The following is a 15,874-nucleotide window of genomic DNA, read 5'->3' as shown; positions in this document are numbered from 1 at the left end:
GTGGTCGCCACCACCACGGCCATCTCAGTAGCGGCGGAAGCGCACCGCCGACGCAGAGCCCAAGCAGACTACGAGCGCCAAGTCTGGAGGCGCACTCTCCGGGAGGAATGGGGCAATCAAGGCGAGTAGGAAAGCAATCTCCTGTCAGCCATCCGCTTGACCCGCATGCCGCCCGCTCCAGTTAGGGTTTCGATCTATGCAGCGCCTCGTGCTCTTCGATCTTGACGACACCCTGGTCGACAGGAGTGGCACCGTCGCAGCGTGGGCCACCCTCTTCGCCACGCGCTACCAGCTCGGCGACCACGGGCGCTCACAAGTGTTCGACTTGGTCCGGGAGCGAACCTCCCCCTGCACCTTCGAAGAGATCCGAACCCGCTTCGGTCTCGCGCCCTCGGCAGCGTCATTGTGGAGCGACTATTGCTCCGACATCTCGGCGGCCGTCTCGTGCACCGACGACCTCCTCGTCAGGCTGGACAGCTTGCGGGCCGCCGGCTGGCTGGTCGGCATTGCCACCAACGGCGCCACCGATATCCAGACCGCCAAACTCCATGCCGCTGGCCTCGTGGAACGCGTTCACGGAGTCTGCATCTCAGAGGCGGCTGGTGCCCGCAAACCCGAGACCAGGGCTTTTGAAGAGGCGGCCGCGGCCTGCGGCGCCCTGCTCTCCAACGGAGGATGGATGGTGGGCGACAACCCCGAAACCGACATCTGCGGAGGCAAGCGGGCGGGGCTGCGCACCATCTGGATCGGCCGAGGCCGCCCCTGGCCCGGCCATCTCGCGCCACCCGATCACGCCGTGCCCGATGCCCGCACCGCCGTGGAGCTACTGCTTACCAGCGACCACGTGAAGAGCACGGCATGAAGCCGCATGGTCCGACGGTTGGGCTGCTTCATCCCGGAAGTATGGGGTCGGCCTTCGCCGCCCAGTTGCGATCCCAGGGCACCACCGTGTTGTGGTGCCCGATCGGTCGCAGTGTGACCTCACGGCAGCGTGCCGAGCACGCCGGCATGGAGCCTGTTGACGACCTTGCGGAGCTCCTCGACCGCGTCAACGTGCTGCTGTCCTTGTGTCCGCCGGCGGCCGCCGAGGGCGTCGCCGCGCAAGTCGCCGCCCACGGTTTCCCAGGGGGGACGTATGTCGAGGCGAATGCGATCACTCCGCAGAAGGTCCAGCGCATTGCCGCATGTCTTTCAGGCTCCTCTGTCGTCGACGGCTGCGTCGTGGGCTCACCTCCCGTCGGGGGCAAGCGGCCTACGTTGTACCTCTCTGGCCCTCGCGAGCACGTTGCGCTGGTCGAGCAGCTCTTTGCTGGCACCGATGTGCGCGCCCACCCCTTGGGCGACGAGATCGGTCAAGCCTCCGCTCTGAAGCTCGCGTACTCCAGCTACCAAAAGGCGTCCCGTGTCTTGGCTGCAGTGGCATACGGACTCGCAGATGCGAATGGCGTCGCTGACGAACTCCTCCAGATCGCCGCAAAGCGTGGCGGCAGCTATCTGACGGAAACCGACTACATCCCCAAAACAGCCGCCCGAGCCTGGCGATGGGGCCCCGAACTGGAAGACGCCGCGGACCTGCTCGCCGAATCGGGCCTGCCCGATCTCTTCATGCGCGCGACCGCCGACGTGCTTCACCGCTGGGACGATGTCCGCGACACACCGCTCACAGTCGCGCAGGCTCTGGAACGGTTGCGAGCGGGAGAGGTTGATGGGGATGACAGCCGCGTAGGGAACCGGGTGGAAGAGTAGCCGTACCGTCTGAGACGGCTGCAGCTTGTCACGCTGACGCGAGCACCAAGCGATCAATCTGCGCCGCCGCGTCCTCTGGTGAGCGGAGTTCGGTATCTACACGCAAGTGCCACGTCACCTGGCCGCAGTCGGCGAGATCCTGCTCAGTCGCATCCCAGGCGGCAAGCCGAGCTTCCGTATCGTGGTCGCCTCGGCCCGTCGAGCGTCGAGCTGTGGCCTCCCGGGAGCACCACAGAAGGACGGTAGACCACCCTGCCGGGTAGTTCGCGGTGACGGCCTCGATCCCCGAGACCTGGCCGAGGTGCAGGATTGGAATTTGCCCGCCCGCCATCGCCAAGCCAAGGCCTGGCCGATCGACGACGTAGGTGTTGCCGTATCGATCGTTGCGATAGATGACGTCGCCGCGTGCCTCCAGCTCGGCCAGCTGTTCGTGTGTGCCCATCCTGTAGCCCGTGGTTTTGCCGCTGCCGACCTTCAGGCGGCTGAATGGTACGTAGCGCGCGCCGAGTTGGGTGAGAGCAGCCGTCACTGTGTCCTTGCCGGCAGCTGGCGGCCCATAGAGCAGAATTCCCTGGCTCATCAGAACACCGTCCCAAAGACCTGACGCACTTGATCAGTGAGCGATATGGCAGCGCCCAAGCGGTTGTCCACCACCATGTGGGGCATGATCGGCCGGAGTTCAGGATCGATGGTCCTGGCGTATTCGTCCCAGTGCTGAAGCTTCCAGCTGTCGCGGGCCGCGGAGCGGAAGCTGATGTACTCGTGCATCGTCTCGAGATCGCACTGAATCCAGACGGTAGCGACGCTCACCCCCCGCGCCTCACACCGATTGATCAACCGTCGCATCCAGCGGACATCCATCACTTCCGAGACGAACGGTGCGGTCACCACCGTGCTGATGGAGCAGTCGACGTTCGCGTACGCGGTCTCCAGCAGACACTGATACTCCAGCGGCCGCACCCGCTCACGGTAGAGCTCGGAGTGCCGGTCATTCGGATCGTTGCCCATCTCGACAAGGAGCCGCTCCACGAGGGGACGCGTGATGGAGTCCTTGTCGAGCACGGGCCACCCCGTGAGCTGTGAGATGAAGCGGGCGAACTCAGACTTCCCGCTGCCTGCGTAGCCGCCGACAATGAGCAGCGTCGGCCGATGGGGATCCCCGCCAGTATGGCGCCGCTTCCATGCGTCGATGATTCGCTGCTGCACCCCGTGCTCGTCAGCAGCCTCCGCGCCGGGCGTGATCCGGGCAAGAGCACGCTCGACGGCGAGCACGTGTGCGCCATTGCGAGGCTCGCTAGATGACGTGAGCTTCAGGTGCGTGGCCTCGTCCGGCAGGGGGTTGCGGAAGCCGAGCTCGGGTTCCGTTGCTCGGTACAGGAGGCAGTACGCGCGCCGGTAGTGCGGCCCGGGGTAGACCTCACCCTGCTCGTGTTGCCAAAGAGTTTGAAAGTTCGCGGCTGGCACGATGATGCCAGCCCTCTCTGCCACTTCGCGCAACCGCTCACCGGCACGCTCGAGCGTCAGCCCGTGTGCCTCGCGCACCTCGCGGAGCTTGTCCGGGCGCCAACCGACACGGCTCTTCCCCACGGCCCCTTCTGCCTGCCCATCGCTCGTCATGATCGGGACCCTAAGTCTGCCCCGTGCGAGGTCGTGTGTAAGCAGATGTTGAAAAGTCACGTCGTCCGTCGATGAGCAGCTTCGCTAGCTCGCAGTGATACGCAGACGGCCGGCATCCCGGTGTCATTGGTCTTGTCATTCGAAGCCTGAGTGCAACTAGCAATTACTAGCGGCTACCGGTTCATGAAGGAGTTGATGACCGTGCGGGCCTCAAGGCCTCAGCGACTGGTGCCGCTGCAGCACCGGGTGTTCTCCCCAGCCTCCGAGGATCACCGCCGTGATATCACCCGCGTTGTGTGCGAGTTCTTGCAGCGCCAGGCAATGTTGAGGCTCGCCGCCGAGCTTGCGGTGGCTGGTTCGGCAGGCATGGACAGATCGTGGACGCCGCGAGGAGATAGCCCCCATTCCGTGTCCGCAGCAGTGAAGCAGGCCGCGCCATGGCGGCGAGCGGCGAAGGCGACTGGGTAGGGCAGACACCCGTCTCCGCCCATCCTGCGGCTACGGCCTGCTCAACGGCTGCACCGAGTTAATCCGTCGGCATGCCACAGGAGGCCTGTCGAAGGCGTACATCTCCAAATCCCGATCACGCTGACTGCCCACGCGGGCGGTCAGCGCAACGGCACCGCCATGTAAACGAAGGGGTCAGCATGCACGGCATCAGAGAGTGGCAGCAGGAGGCAGCCGACTGGTCGGAGCGCCAGATCGCCTACTACCGGGCACGGGCCGACGAGTACGACACGGCGTATGCCGACCGGATGCACATGCCCCAGCTCGCGAAGGTTCTCGACAAACTGCCCATCAGCGGCGACGTCCTAGAGTTGGCGTGCGGTACGGGCCAGTGGACCCGGCTGCTCTACAACCGCGCTTGCAGCCTGACTGCGCTGGATGCCGCGCCGGAGATGCTGAACGTTGCCCGCCGTCGACTGCAGGGCACGACGACTCGCTTCATCGACGCGGACATCTTCAGCTGGGTTCCGGACCGCCAGTACGACACCGTCTTCTTCGCCTTCTGGCTCAGCCACGTCCCGCCAGCGAGTCTGGCAGCCTTCTGGGCCACTCTGCGACAAGCACTGAAGCCGGGCGGTTGCGTGGTCTTCCTCGACGACTCCCACGCGAAAGCGGAGATCGAGGAGACGGTGGCCGAGACCGACGTGCCGACTGTGCGCCGCAGGCTCTCCGACGGGTCTCAGCATCTGACGGTCAAGGTCCTCCACGACGCTGATGGGCTCACCAAGCGACTGAACGCGCTGGGATGGGAAGCTCACGTCGAGCTGGTCGACCAGTATCACTTCGGCGGCGTGGCGCGGCCCAGTGAACGCTCATGAGCAGCATCAACGGCTACCCTGCCCGGCCCAGCGTCCGCGCCGGCGAAGTGATCAGACTGCACATCGCCACTTCAGCCGCCCGCTTCCGCGTCGACTTCTACCGCTGGGGATCAACTCCCCAGCACATGGCCCGCATTGAGTGGCCCGGACGTGCCGCTGTCCCCGGGCGGTACGACCAGGACTGGCAATGGCCCGCTTACGACTTCCACGTGCCTCACAACTGGCAGTCCGGCGTCTACATCGCGGTCCTGAGCACAGGGTCGCGTCCCAGCACACCGCCCATGGACTCTCGCGAGGCCAGGATGCTGCTGGTCGTCACTCCCTCCGCTCCCTCCGGCCGCAAAGTCCTGTACAAGATCCCGGTCTCCACGTACCACGCCTACAACACAGCAGGTGGAGGCAGCCTCTACAGCGCTTCCCGAGTGACGATGCGCCGCCCCGGGGGCGGTGTCGGGGGCCCCGTCAAGGGACTGCCAGATCCGTACGACCTAACGTCGCCGCGGCAGACGTTCGCACATTGGGACGCCCGGTTCATCTCCTGGATGGAGGAGAACGGGATCGAGAGCGACTACTGCACAGACCTGGACCTTCACCAAGGCCGGCACCTTGACGACGGATACCGCCTTCTGGTCTCCGCAGGGCATGACGAGTACTGGAGCGCCCAGACCCGCCGCCACGTCACCGCTTTTCGGAACGCCGGCGGCAACGTCGCCAACTTCGGTGCCAACACCTGCTGGTGGCGAGTGAAGGTCGACGAGCGCGACGTCGGGCTGGAATGCTCAAAGTTTCCCCCTGGAGCTCCCGTCGGAATCGATCCGGACAGCTCCCACGGCTGCCCCGACCACTGGTGGGAGTCAGACCCCGAGAACGCCCTGCTCGGCGCGAGCTACCGCAACGGCGGTGGGCACTGGGACGGCCCTCGCGCTCCACTTGGCTTCACCATCACGGATGCTGATCACTGGGTGTTCGAGGGGACCGGGCTGAAGACCGGCGACGTCCTCGGCAGCGACGGTGCGCTGATCGGTTACGAATGCGACGGGGCGGCGTACGAGACCGACGAGCAGGGCCGCCCCCGCCCGACTGGCAAGGACGGTACGCCGGAAGGCTTCGAGATCCTCGGCACCGCCCAGTTGCCTTCCGACTGGAATTTCGCAGCCCGCGAGGCGACCTCCAGCCCCCGTGTGGCCACCCTCGGCCTCCTCAGGGCCACGGGCACGGTCTTCACCGCCGCCACCACCGACTGGCCTCGCCTGCTTGCCACTGACCCCCAGGTCGAGGCCATCACCCGCAACGTCATCACCCGACTCTCCTGACGAAAGGATCGTCGTGTCTGAGTACGTACAGCCGCTCAACGTGATCATCGGCGTCAATGGCATCGGTATGGGGCACTCCGTCAGACAGAGCGTGATTGCCCAGTACCTCCGCGACCGTGGGCACCAGGTGCGGATCGTCACCAACGGCTCCGCCCGTGTCGAATACTTCCGGGACCTCGGCTTCCCCGCGTGGGACGGGTGGATGCCGACCCTCATTGCCCGCGGTGACCGCATACATGGCAGCGACGCCGTACGCGCCAACATCCGGCAGGCGCCCGCGGGCATCGCCCAACACCTGCGCCTGCGCCGGATCATCCAGCGCACCGGTGTCCCGGACGTGTTCATCACCGACTACGAGCCCAACACGCCACGTCTCGCCTACCACTTCGGCAAACCGCTGATCTCCGTCGACCAGCAGAGCAAATACCGGCACCTCAAACTGCCGACCGTCGGCCGATACGCCCGCACCGCCGACGAGCAGCGACTGCGCTACTTCACGCCCCACGCCCAACGATCCTTCATCTGCTCCTACGTTCCCCTGGAGGCTGACGACGGCACGCTGGAGTTCATCGCTCCAGTCGTCCCTGACCTGGTCCGCTCCACGCCGGTCACCACCGAGCCCGTCGCCACAGCCTACTTCTCGCGCTACTTCGACCACGGCCCGGAGGAGTCCGTCCGTACCCTCGCTGAGGTCTTCCGTCAGTACGTTCCCGAGCGTGCGCTGCGTATCTACGCGCACTCCGACGAGATCGAGAGCCTGCGTCAGTACGCCGACGGAAAGATCGAGATCTGTGCCTTCGACCGCGAGGCATTCATCGCCGACATGGCGCGATCCGAGGCAGTCTTCTCCAACGCCGGCTTCAACCTCATCAGCGAAGCCTTCGTCCTCGGCAAGCCGGTGCATCTGGTGCCACTGCCCACGTACGACCAGCACTGGTGCGCCAAGGTCGTCCACGAGGCAGAACTCGGCACCACCGCACCGCGTATCGACCGCGGAGCGATACTCGACTTCCTGAACCGCAGCCGGGAGCTTCGCAACAACGTCGTACGCCACCGGGACCAGCACCTCACGTCCGACCCCCGGGTGCGGATCGCCTCCTACATGGAGAGTCTGCCCGTGGCGAGTGGGCGGCTCCTCACCCCGTCCGCCCGGTAGGCGGTCATGGAGATCGCTCCGCTCAATACGTCTATCGACACTGCGGTGGCCGTAGTCGCAGTCATCGCCTGCTACCGCTTCGTCGTCTCACCCGCCGTACGAGCCCTCACACAGCAGCCAAGGGTTCTGCGAGCTGCGATCTCTGCCATGGTGCCCGCGGTGTTCCTCGCGTTCCGCCCGCTTCCTGAGCCCGGCCCGTTCCGCTGGTTCACCGTCTTCGTGGTCGTGCTACTCACATGGCAAGGCACCACCAGTGACTACGACGCGACCCAGCCCATCGGGCCACAGCGCCGCGACAAGCGGCTGCTGCTGCTCCTCGCGGCCGCCTCGTGCTTGTGGACGCCTGCCCTGCTTCCATGGCTCGCCGTGTACTGCGGCACACTGCGTGGCTGGAGGCATCACTCAATGATGCCCCTACGCCTGCTCAAGGCATACCTAGCGTGGTTCCTCGCCACGCTGCTCCTCGGCCCCCGGATCTCCGTGCCAGCGTTGCTGCTGGTGCTCGGCTGCGTCTCGCTCTCTCACTACGTCAAACCGGCCTGGAGCAAGGTCCGCCTGGGGCCGCGCCCGTGGTCGTGGGCCTGGCACAACCGTACCCACTACCTCATCGCCTCTGCATACTCGTGGGGCTGGGCACGGTTCCTGCCCGCCGAGACCATGGCCCGCCTGCTGCGCAGGGCGCAGGTCGTCGACCGACCAGTCAACTTCCTCACGATGGCCGTCGAGTCTGCCGGACTGATCGCCTTCCTCGACCGCCGGCTCCTGATCGCCGTCCTGATGGCGACCGTCCTCTTCAACATGGCCGTCGCGCTCGCCTCAGGGATCCTCTTCTGGGAGAACATCATCACCAACACCGCCCTGGCGATCACTGTGACGCTGCTTCCGGACACGAGCTACGACGTGGCGTTCGGCTGGCCCGCTGCTTTCGTCGCGCTGGTGGTGCTCCTGCTCAGTGCCGCCGACCTTCTGTGGCAGCCCTGGCACCTGGGCTGGTGGGACTCCCCCTTCACCGCCCGCATGCATTGGCAGGTAGAGACCGTCTCCGGCACGAAACTGGGTCTCTACAACGACTTCATGTGCCCGTACGAGCGCGAGTTCGGCCGCGTCCTGGGGTACTTCCTCACCGCGGAGCCCATCCTTCACGGCCACCTCGGCATCGTATGGGACCGGCAGCTACGTGATCGTCTCGTCCAGGCGGACGGCAACAGCGACGAACTGCGCACCCTCAAGCAGGCGTACGGCCAGGTGCAGGCGGACGAGGAGCAGGCGCGCGACCACATCGCATTCCTGACCTCGATGTTCACCCACCTCAACACCGGCACCCCGAAGGGCCCCTTGCCTCGATCACTGCGCCGTCTCAAGGCCCCCGGCGGCCAGCTCTACCAGTGGGGCGACCTACCTCCCTACCGCGGCGAGGAGCCGGTCCGCCGCATCACCATCCGCTACAAGGAACGCTGCTACCGCCCGCGCACTGGTGACTTCGTCCTGCTCACCGATCACACCGTGCAGGAGATCGAAATCCTCACACCCAACCCACACCACGGGAGTACTCCATGCGCAAGGTCTTCATCGACTGCGGCACCAACCTCGGAATCGTGCTGAACCGCTTCATCGACGAACTCCCGGACCACGACTTCTACGCCTTCGAGCCCAACAAGGACCTGCATCCGTCCATCCGCCAGGAAGTCGCACGGGCCGCCCACTCTCCCCGCGTCGAGATCTCCCACAGCGCGGTTTGGACCCACGACGGAACGATCGACCTCTTTCTCGGCCACCACGAGAGCTCCACCGTCATGCCGGGCAAGCGCGTGCCGCCAATGTACGACCAGCAGATCGACTACAGCGCGCCCGTCGCCGTGCCGGCCACCGACTTCAGTGCCTGGATGCGCCGCACGGTCACCCCGCATGATCACGTCGTCGTCAAGATGGACATCGAGGGCGCCGAGTACCCCGTCCTGAACAAGCTTCTCACCGACGGAACGCTGAGTCTCATCTCCGTCCTGTACATCGAGTGGCACTACGACCGCTTCCCCGCGATGAAGCAAGCCGACCACGACGAGCTCGTCGGCGCCGTATCCGCGTGCGTCGACGTACGCGACTGGGACTGAGGCGAGGAAGGGATACGACCATGCACTCGAAGCACATCTACTTGATCAAGCACGGTGAGACCGAGGAAAACCTCCAGGGCATTCACCAGGGCCGGACCGTCGGCGGCCGACTCAGTGAGCGAGGGAGCAACGATGTCCGCAACGTCGCTGTCAGCCTTGCCGCAGCCAGGATCACCGTGGACCAGATGCTGGTCAGCCCGATGTCACGCTGCCATGAGTCCGCCGCGCTGCTGACTGCCGCGCTCGCCCCGGCTGACGTACGCGTCGACGAGCGACTGGCCGCCAAGAACAGCGGCCATCTCGGGGGCCGGCCACGGGAGTTCGCACAGATCGAGGCTTCTCGCCACGGTGTGCCCATCCACCAACTCCGCACACCGGAAGGCGAGTCATCCGAGGACGTCCAGGCCCGCTACGTACGCGCGTGGGACGAAGTCGCCTCCAGTCCGTACCGAACTACCGTTCTGGTCGGCCACGGAGGGGGGATCGCCTGCCTGCTGCTGTGGCTCACGCAGAACAGCTTCGAACGGTACCTCGCGTACGTACCCGGCTCCGCGGGCGTCACCTGGATCGAAGTGGACGAGGGCACCCCTCGGATCCGGCTGATGAACGTGCCGCCCACAGAGCTACCCGGTCGCCTCGCGGCCCGTACCGCCCCATGAGGACGGGGGCGGTACGGGTGCGGCGGTTACGGTCAGGCGGTCTCGGCGCCACCGAAGCGGTCACGGTAGGACTCCAGGTCCTCCTCCGTGATCTTCGCGAAGAGCACCGGCGGCACGGTAAAGGCGGCACCGGCTGGGACCGTGTCCAGGGCCTTTGCCTGCTCGGCGGTCACCCAAGTCGCGGTGTCACCCTCCAGCGCGAAGGCTCCGCGCATGGCGGCGGCCGACGCAGGGATGAACGGCTCGGAGACGACTGCGTACAGGTGGATGAGGTTCATCGCCGTACGCAGGGTCAGAGCGGCGCCGTCCGGGTCGGTCTTGATCTCCAGCCAGGGGGCCTTCTCTTCCAGATAGGAGTTGCCCGCGGACCACAGGGCGCGCAGCGCCGCTGCGGCCTTGCGGCACTGGAGGGCCTCCATGTGCTCCTCGTACTCGGCGAGCAGCCGAGCGATCTCCTCGCCCAGCTTCGCCTCCGCCTCAGCGGCCGTGTGGCCCGCTGGGACGGCATCGCCGAACCGCTTCCGCGAGAAGGACAGGACTCGGTTGACGAAGTTGCCGAGGGTGTCGGCCAGGTCCTTGTTGACCGTCGCGGAGAAGTGCTCCCAGGTGAACGAGGAGTCGTCGGACTCGGGAGCGTTGGCGATCAGGAAGTAGCGCCAGTAGTCGGCGGGCAGCAGCTCCAGGGCGGCGTCCGTGAAGACTCCGCGCTTCTGGGAGGTGGAGAACTTGCCGCCGTAGTACGTCAGCCAGTTGAAGCCCTTGACGAAGTCGACCTTCTTCCACGGCTCACGGACACCCAGTTCGGTGGCCGGGAACATCACGGTGTGGAAGGGGACGTTGTCCTTCGCCATGAACTGGGTATAGCGGACGGTGTCGTCGGCCTCGTACCACCACGACTTCCAGTCCCGGGTCTCACTGTCTGGGGCGGCGTCCGCCCACTCCTTCGTCGCGCCGATGTAGGCGATCGGGGCGTCGAACCAGACGTAGAAGACCTTGCCCTCGGCCGCGAGTTCCGGCCAGGTGTCGGCCGGGACGGGGACACCCCAGTCCAGGTCCCGAGTGATCGCCCGGTCGTGGAGACCTTCAGTCAGCCACTTGCGAGCGATGGACGTGGACAGGTGCGGCCACTGCGCACTGACGGAGCTGATCCACTCCTCGACCTCGTGCTGGAGCTTGGACTGGAGCAGGAAGAGGTGCTTGGTCTCCCGGACCTCCAAGTCCGTGGAGCCGCTGATCGCCGAGCGCGGGTTGATCAGGTCGGTCGGGTCGAGCACACGGGTGCAGTTCTCGCACTGGTCGCCGCGGGCCTTGTCGTAGCCGCAGTGTGGGCAGGTGCCCTCGACGTACCGGTCCGGCAGGAAGCGGCCGTCGACGGGCGAGTACACCTGGCGGATCGCCCGCTCCTCGATGAACCCGTTCTCGTTCAGCCTGCGCGCGAAGTGCTGGGTGATCTCGACGTTCTGCTGCGACGAGCTGCGTCCGAAGTAGTCGAAAGCCAGCTCGAACCCGTCGTACACGGCCTTCTGCACGTCGTGGGCCTGAGCACAGAACTCGGCGACCGACAGCCCGGCCTCCTTGGCGGCCAGCTCGGCCGGCGTGCCGTGCTCGTCGGTGGCGCAGATGTAGAGGACGTCGTGGCCGCGCTGGCGGAGGTACCGGGAGTACACATCCGCCGGAAGCATCGACCCGACCATGTTGCCCAGGTGCTTGATCCCGTTGATGTAGGGAAGCGCGCTGGTGACCAGGTGTCGAGCCATCCTCGGATGCTCCATTTCGTACGTACGGCGCCGGTGACAGTGCCACGGCGGGCCCAAGTCGGGAGGTTGCAGTCGACGCGACCACTCAGGCCGCATGGGGATATCACGCACGGTGACGGATCGAGGCTGCAAGCTGCCGCCATCGTATCGAATCCGGGCAACGCCCTTCCCACGGGTTTTCAGGGGTGCCGGGGTGGGGCCGAAAAGGCGCTCGGCCGTCCGAGACAGGCGGCCAAGCGAGTCTCGTACGGCCGAGGCACTCCCCATCTTAGGGCCACCACAACCGCCCCCGCGCCAGAGATCCGCATGCACTGCCCTCACACGATTCCAATGAGGTGGACAGCATGATCGAAGATTCCGAGTCCTCGCAGCTCCGCGTGGTCGTCGTGGGCCAGGGATACGTGGGGCTGCCGCTCGCGGTCAGGGCCGCCGAAGTGGGACACCTTGTCGTGGGCCTCGATGTTGACGTGCAGCGGGTGAAGCACCTCATGCTCGGAGAGTCGTACGTGGAGGACATCCCGGATACACGGCTGGCCCCGCTCCTCGCATCCGGCGTCTACCGTCCGAGCATCGACAGCTCCGACTGCGCGGACTTCGACATCGCAATCGTCACCGTCCCGACGCCACTGCGCGACGGGGTGCCGGACCTGTCTCATGTAGAGGATGCGGCCCGGATGCTCGGCCGCCACCTTGGGCGGGGAGCGACGGTCGTCCTGGAGTCCACCACGTATCCGGGAACCACTGAGGAGCTCTTCGGTCCGCTACTTGAGCGCTCATCCGGTCTGATCACCGGAGTCGACTTCCACCTCGGCTACAGCCCCGAACGCATCGACCCCGGCAATCCGAGCTGGACGCTGGAGAACACCCCGAAGGTCATCTCCGGCATCGACACCGCTTCCACGGAAGCAGTTCACCGCTTCTACGCGTCCCTCGTCGACACGATCGTGCCGGTCGCAAGCTGCAAGGAGGCAGAACTGACGAAGCTGCTGGAGAACACCTTCCGGCACGTGAACATCGCCCTCGCCAACGAGCTCGCGATCTTCGCCCACGAACTGGACATCGACGTCTGGGCAGCCATCGACGCTGCATCCACCAAGCCGTTCGGGTTCATGCGCTTTACCCCGGGCCCCGGCGTCGGCGGCCACTGCCTGCCCATCGATCCGTCGTATCTGTCCTGGCGCGTTCAGCGCACCCTGGGGCGCAACTTCCGCTTCGTCGAGCTGGCGAACGACGTGAATAACCACATGCCCGACTACGTGGTCCGCCGCCTCGTCGACGGTCTCAACGAGCGAAAGAAGGCTCTCAACGGATCCCGGATTCTGCTGCTCGGCCTCGCCTACAAGGCCAACACCGGAGATGCCAGGGAAACCCCAGCAGCGCGTATCGCCGAACTGCTCACTGGAATGGGCGCCGAGGTCCAGGCGGCCGACCCTCACGTCGTCGACAACGCTCACCCCCGTGCCGCCAATCTCGAAACCGTCCAGCGCGTCAACGTGACCCCCGAGCGTCTCGCGGCGGCTGACGCCGTCGTCCTGCTCGCCGACCATGACGCCTTCGACTACCCAGCGATCACCGCACACGCTCCATACATCCTCGACTGCCGCCGCCGACTCGTCGGCGCACACGTCGACTCTCTCTGAAGGGAAGCCACGTGAACATCGTGATCACCGGCGGCGCCGGATTCATCGGCAGCAACCTCACTAGGACCCTGTCGGAGCACCCCGAGATCGCAGAGATCCGGGTGATCGACAACCTCTCCACCGGCTCCAAGGAGAACATCGCCGGCCTCGACGTCCACTTCTTCGAAGGCGACATCCAGGACGCCGCTCTACTGGATCAGGCGTTCCACGGCATGGACGCGATCGTCCACCTTGCTGCTCTGCCGTCCGTACCGCGCTCCGTGAAGGACCCGCTGGCCAGCCACCACGCCAACGCGACCGGCACCCTCCAGGTCCTCGAAGCCGCCCGCCGCGCCGGCAACCTGCACGTGATCGCAGCCTCCTCGTCATCCGTCTACGGCGCGAACCCGCACCTCCCGAAGCATGAGGACCTCACCACCGCCCCGATGAGCCCGTACGCGGTCACCAAACTCGCCACCGAGGCATACCTGGGCGCGTACCACCACAGCTACGGCCTGCCAGTCCTGCCCTTCCGCTTCTTCAACGTCTACGGCCCCGGCCAGCGCGCCGACCATCCCTACGCCGCGGTCATCCCGAAGTGGATCAGCGCCACGCTCGCCGACCAGCCCGTCACCGTGCACGGTGACGGCACTCAGACGCGGGACTTCACGTACGTGGGTTCCGTCTGCCGTGTACTCACCGACGCGCTGCTGCGCCGGGTTGTCGAATCTCGTCCTGTGAACCTGGCCTTCGGGACACGTCTGCCCCTTCTGGACCTGATTCCTGCGATCGAGGCCACAACCGGAATCCGTGCTCTGAGGAAGCACACGGCCACTCGCGTGGGAGATGTCCCCCATTCCCAGGCCGACGGCACACGCCTGCGAGCGCTCTTCCCGGCCGTGAAGCCTGTACCGATACTGGAGGGCATCTCAGCAACGATCGATTGGCTTGGCACCTCGATCGCGGGTCCTTGTCGCCAGAGTGTCCAATAGGGACCTCTGGTCCCTTCCCAGCTCCGGCGGGCATGCGCGGTGCCGAACTCCTCTACCGGGTCGGCGACCTCAAGCGGTGAGCTCGCAACCGGCCTCGCGCCGCCGTCGGTATCACCGATCGACCTGACCGCGAAGGGAGTGTGCATGGTCAATACCGCCTACGAGAGCAGGAAGTCAACCGCACAGTTGATGCGTTTGCCAAGGTCGCTGAGCGTATACTGGGCGCTTGGGTTGAGCGTGGACAGGTTGTCGCCCAGGCTGTACTGGACGCGTCGATGGTGGGCGCCGATTCCCTGGAAGACCATCGGGACCATCTTGAGCATGTGAATGTCCGTCGGCCCCGGCGTGACGAACCAGCCGTTCGGTATGGGGAAGAAGCGGTCGAAGGCCTCGAGTGCTGTTGGGATCTCGCTTGCCGGGATGCCGGAGTACCTCGACATCCACGCGAACTCCTGGTCCTTCCGGTCGTCGAGGCAGAACCCTCCCCATCCCCAGAGAAACTGCTGCCAGAAGGCTGCGTAGCGCCGGAAGTTGGGCTGTTGCCGCAGCCAGTCCATGCCGTCGTGGAACGTCGTCGGCAGGGCGTGGTACGTCAGCCCTCGAAAGAAGAAGAACTTCCCGTCCTCCGACATCCCCAGCTCCGGCGGCCCGTCCGGGTTCGCGAGCGCGTAGTCCACGGCAGCCTTGAGGATGGCGAGTCGGGCCCGGTGTTCGAAGTACATGCAGGCTTGGAGCTCTGGGTATTTGCCCTCCTGCAGGGCCGCCTTACAACTCGCGCTGTCGGTCGATGCCGAGTGTGGGTCGAAGCCGCCCCCGTCGAGTTCGCGTGCGTAACCAAGCGTCAGTTTGGGGTGCTCTCCATATGCCTCATACAGCATCGCCAGGGACTCCTCTGGGGTCCTGGCGAAGAAGGTGCCGTTGTTGATCTGGCGGTGATAGGTCTTCGCCGCCCTGGCTCCGTCGGCCCTCGCCTTTGCTTGATGGAGGATGGTCTTGACGAACTTGCGCTCGACGCCGTACGAGTGCCGCCACAAGTCGATGAGCTTGGGGTCCACGAAGGATCCGAAGCCCTTGTCCTCGAAGTGCTGCGGGGCGGTTGTGAAGTCATCGAAGCAGACGACATCCAGGCCGAGCGGCTCCATCTTGCGCGGCGCGGATGCGCGATCGTCCCACTTGGTGACGAAGAAGGCGCCGTGCTGAAGCTCCAGGTACCTCATCCAGCCGACCACCTTGAACAGGTCGGTGTAACCCCACTTCCCACCCTTGACCTCGATGAGCCGCTGCGCCATCTCCTCGGGCGCGTAGTCGGTGGTGAAGATGTCGAGTTCGAGGAGGTCCGCCGGGTCGGACTCCACGATCTGCTTCTCCACGAAGTGGCCGGACGCCTGGAACAGCGCGGCGATGTAGTCCTCGAGTTCGTCGCCTGCCCCGGGGATGTCCGGCAGTGTCACGACTTTCTTACTCATCAGCAGCCCCCTCTGGTACAGAGCGACCGTACCGGCGATACGGACCACACACCGGCCGTCAGCACAACGGCCAGTGACGGACCTCGTACTGCTGCGAGCCTCCACGCGTGCTCTGA

The 15,874-nt window shown here is 65.6% G+C and carries 14 protein-coding genes; 10 read left to right on the top strand and 4 right to left on the bottom strand.

Features of this window, described 5'->3' with window-relative positions:
* Window positions 1–196 precede the first annotated feature (196 nt).
* Entirely contained in the window at window positions 197–862 is a 666-nt protein-coding gene (locus ACFYWY_RS00950; protein WP_389177585.1) for an HAD family hydrolase, read from the top strand.
* On the top strand, window positions 859–1,746 hold the full coding sequence (locus ACFYWY_RS00945) for a DUF1932 domain-containing protein (protein ID WP_389177582.1): 888 nt from the start codon (window positions 859–861) through the stop codon (window positions 1,744–1,746). Before ACFYWY_RS00950 ends, ACFYWY_RS00945 begins: the two co-directional genes overlap by 4 nt.
* Before the next feature lie 28 nt (window positions 1,747–1,774).
* Here the strand turns inward: ACFYWY_RS00945 and ACFYWY_RS00940 are convergent, their stop codons facing one another.
* Together ACFYWY_RS00940 and ACFYWY_RS00935 are read right to left on the bottom strand one after the other, a co-directional pair.
* Window positions 1,775–2,326 carry a guanylate kinase gene (locus ACFYWY_RS00940; RefSeq protein WP_389177579.1) on the bottom strand — a complete coding sequence of 184 codons (552 nt, stop codon included), beginning with the start codon at window positions 2,324–2,326 and terminating at the stop codon, window positions 1,775–1,777.
* Window positions 2,326–3,363 carry an AAA family ATPase gene (locus ACFYWY_RS00935; RefSeq protein ID WP_389177576.1) on the bottom strand — a complete coding sequence of 346 codons (1,038 nt, stop codon included), beginning with the start codon at window positions 3,361–3,363 and terminating at the stop codon, window positions 2,326–2,328. Before ACFYWY_RS00935 ends, ACFYWY_RS00940 begins: the two co-directional genes overlap by 1 nt.
* A gap of 647 nt (window positions 3,364–4,010) precedes the next feature.
* Between ACFYWY_RS00935 and ACFYWY_RS00930 the strand changes: the two genes are divergently transcribed.
* The 6 genes from ACFYWY_RS00930 to ACFYWY_RS00905 are packed head-to-tail and all read left to right on the top strand — an operon-like array spanning window position 4,011 to window position 9,924.
* Window positions 4,011–4,688, top strand: a complete 678-nt coding sequence (locus tag ACFYWY_RS00930; protein ID WP_389177573.1) for a class I SAM-dependent methyltransferase — start codon at window positions 4,011–4,013, stop codon at window positions 4,686–4,688.
* Complete coding sequence (locus tag ACFYWY_RS00925) at window positions 4,685–6,001, top strand: N,N-dimethylformamidase beta subunit family domain-containing protein (protein ID WP_389177570.1); 1,317 nt, start codon at window positions 4,685–4,687, stop codon at window positions 5,999–6,001. The genes ACFYWY_RS00930 and ACFYWY_RS00925 overlap by 4 nt, the downstream gene beginning before the upstream one ends.
* 13 nt (window positions 6,002–6,014) lie before the next feature.
* Window positions 6,015–7,157, top strand: coding sequence for a glycosyltransferase family protein (locus ACFYWY_RS00920; protein ID WP_389177562.1), 1,143 nt, complete (start codon window positions 6,015–6,017; stop codon window positions 7,155–7,157).
* A 45-nt stretch (window positions 7,158–7,202) separates the two neighbouring features.
* Window positions 7,203–8,759 (top strand): hypothetical protein, encoded by a 1,557-nt coding sequence (locus ACFYWY_RS00915; protein ID WP_389177559.1) that lies wholly within the window; start codon window positions 7,203–7,205, stop codon window positions 8,757–8,759.
* Window positions 8,711–9,265 (top strand): FkbM family methyltransferase, encoded by a 555-nt coding sequence (locus tag ACFYWY_RS00910; RefSeq protein ID WP_389177556.1) that lies wholly within the window; start codon window positions 8,711–8,713, stop codon window positions 9,263–9,265. Before ACFYWY_RS00915 ends, ACFYWY_RS00910 begins: the two co-directional genes overlap by 49 nt.
* A 20-nt stretch (window positions 9,266–9,285) precedes the next feature.
* The gene (locus ACFYWY_RS00905) at window positions 9,286–9,924 is read left to right on the top strand and encodes a histidine phosphatase family protein (protein ID WP_389177553.1); all 639 of its coding nucleotides are present in this window, start codon (window positions 9,286–9,288) and stop codon (window positions 9,922–9,924) included.
* A gap of 32 nt (window positions 9,925–9,956) precedes the next feature.
* Here ACFYWY_RS00905 and metG read toward each other — a convergent pair whose 3' ends face one another.
* A complete protein-coding gene (gene metG / locus ACFYWY_RS00900; RefSeq protein ID WP_389177550.1) occupies window positions 9,957–11,681 on the bottom strand; it encodes a methionine--tRNA ligase in 1,725 nt (574 codons plus the stop codon).
* Window positions 11,682–12,025: 344 nt separating this feature from the next.
* On the opposite strand from metG, the gene ACFYWY_RS00895 reads away from it, so the two are divergent.
* Window positions 12,026–13,321: a nucleotide sugar dehydrogenase gene (locus ACFYWY_RS00895; protein ID WP_389177547.1), complete on the top strand. Its 1,296-nt coding sequence runs from the start codon at window positions 12,026–12,028 to the stop codon at window positions 13,319–13,321.
* An 11-nt stretch (window positions 13,322–13,332) separates the two neighbouring features.
* Window positions 13,333–14,292 carry an NAD-dependent epimerase/dehydratase family protein gene (locus ACFYWY_RS00890; protein ID WP_389177544.1) on the top strand — a complete coding sequence of 320 codons (960 nt, stop codon included), beginning with the start codon at window positions 13,333–13,335 and terminating at the stop codon, window positions 14,290–14,292.
* Window positions 14,293–14,450: 158 nt separating this feature from the next.
* Here the strand turns inward: ACFYWY_RS00890 and ACFYWY_RS00885 are convergent, their stop codons facing one another.
* The gene (locus ACFYWY_RS00885; RefSeq protein ID WP_389177541.1) at window positions 14,451–15,758 is read right to left on the bottom strand and encodes a hypothetical protein; all 1,308 of its coding nucleotides are present in this window, start codon (window positions 15,756–15,758) and stop codon (window positions 14,451–14,453) included.
* Window positions 15,759–15,874 lie beyond the last annotated feature (116 nt).

This window comes from Streptomyces sp. NPDC002870, assembly GCF_042888505.1.
In the GTDB taxonomy this organism is placed as follows: Bacteria; Actinomycetota; Actinomycetes; order Streptomycetales; family Streptomycetaceae; genus Streptomyces.
The sequence above is the reverse complement of the archived record's forward strand: the minus strand, read 5'-3'. Positions and strand labels throughout refer to the sequence as shown.

Coding starts and splice junctions, on each gene's coding strand:
- ACFYWY_RS00950 (WP_389177585.1), top strand. CDS start 197: ATGCAGCGCCTCGTGCTCTTCGATCTTGACGACACCCTGGTCGACAGG.
- ACFYWY_RS00945 (WP_389177582.1), top strand. CDS start 859: ATGAAGCCGCATGGTCCGACGGTTGGGCTGCTTCATCCCGGAAGTATG.
- ACFYWY_RS00940 (WP_389177579.1), bottom strand. CDS start 2,326: ATGAGCCAGGGAATTCTGCTCTATGGGCCGCCAGCTGCCGGCAAGGAC.
- ACFYWY_RS00935 (WP_389177576.1), bottom strand. CDS start 3,363: ATGACGAGCGATGGGCAGGCAGAAGGGGCCGTGGGGAAGAGCCGTGTC.
- ACFYWY_RS00930 (WP_389177573.1), top strand. CDS start 4,011: ATGCACGGCATCAGAGAGTGGCAGCAGGAGGCAGCCGACTGGTCGGAG.
- ACFYWY_RS00925 (WP_389177570.1), top strand. CDS start 4,685: ATGAGCAGCATCAACGGCTACCCTGCCCGGCCCAGCGTCCGCGCCGGC.
- ACFYWY_RS00910 (WP_389177556.1), top strand. CDS start 8,711: ATGCGCAAGGTCTTCATCGACTGCGGCACCAACCTCGGAATCGTGCTG.
- ACFYWY_RS00905 (WP_389177553.1), top strand. CDS start 9,286: ATGCACTCGAAGCACATCTACTTGATCAAGCACGGTGAGACCGAGGAA.
- metG (WP_389177550.1), bottom strand. CDS start 11,681: ATGGCTCGACACCTGGTCACCAGCGCGCTTCCCTACATCAACGGGATC.
- ACFYWY_RS00895 (WP_389177547.1), top strand. CDS start 12,026: ATGATCGAAGATTCCGAGTCCTCGCAGCTCCGCGTGGTCGTCGTGGGC.
- ACFYWY_RS00885 (WP_389177541.1), bottom strand. CDS start 15,758: ATGAGTAAGAAAGTCGTGACACTGCCGGACATCCCCGGGGCAGGCGAC.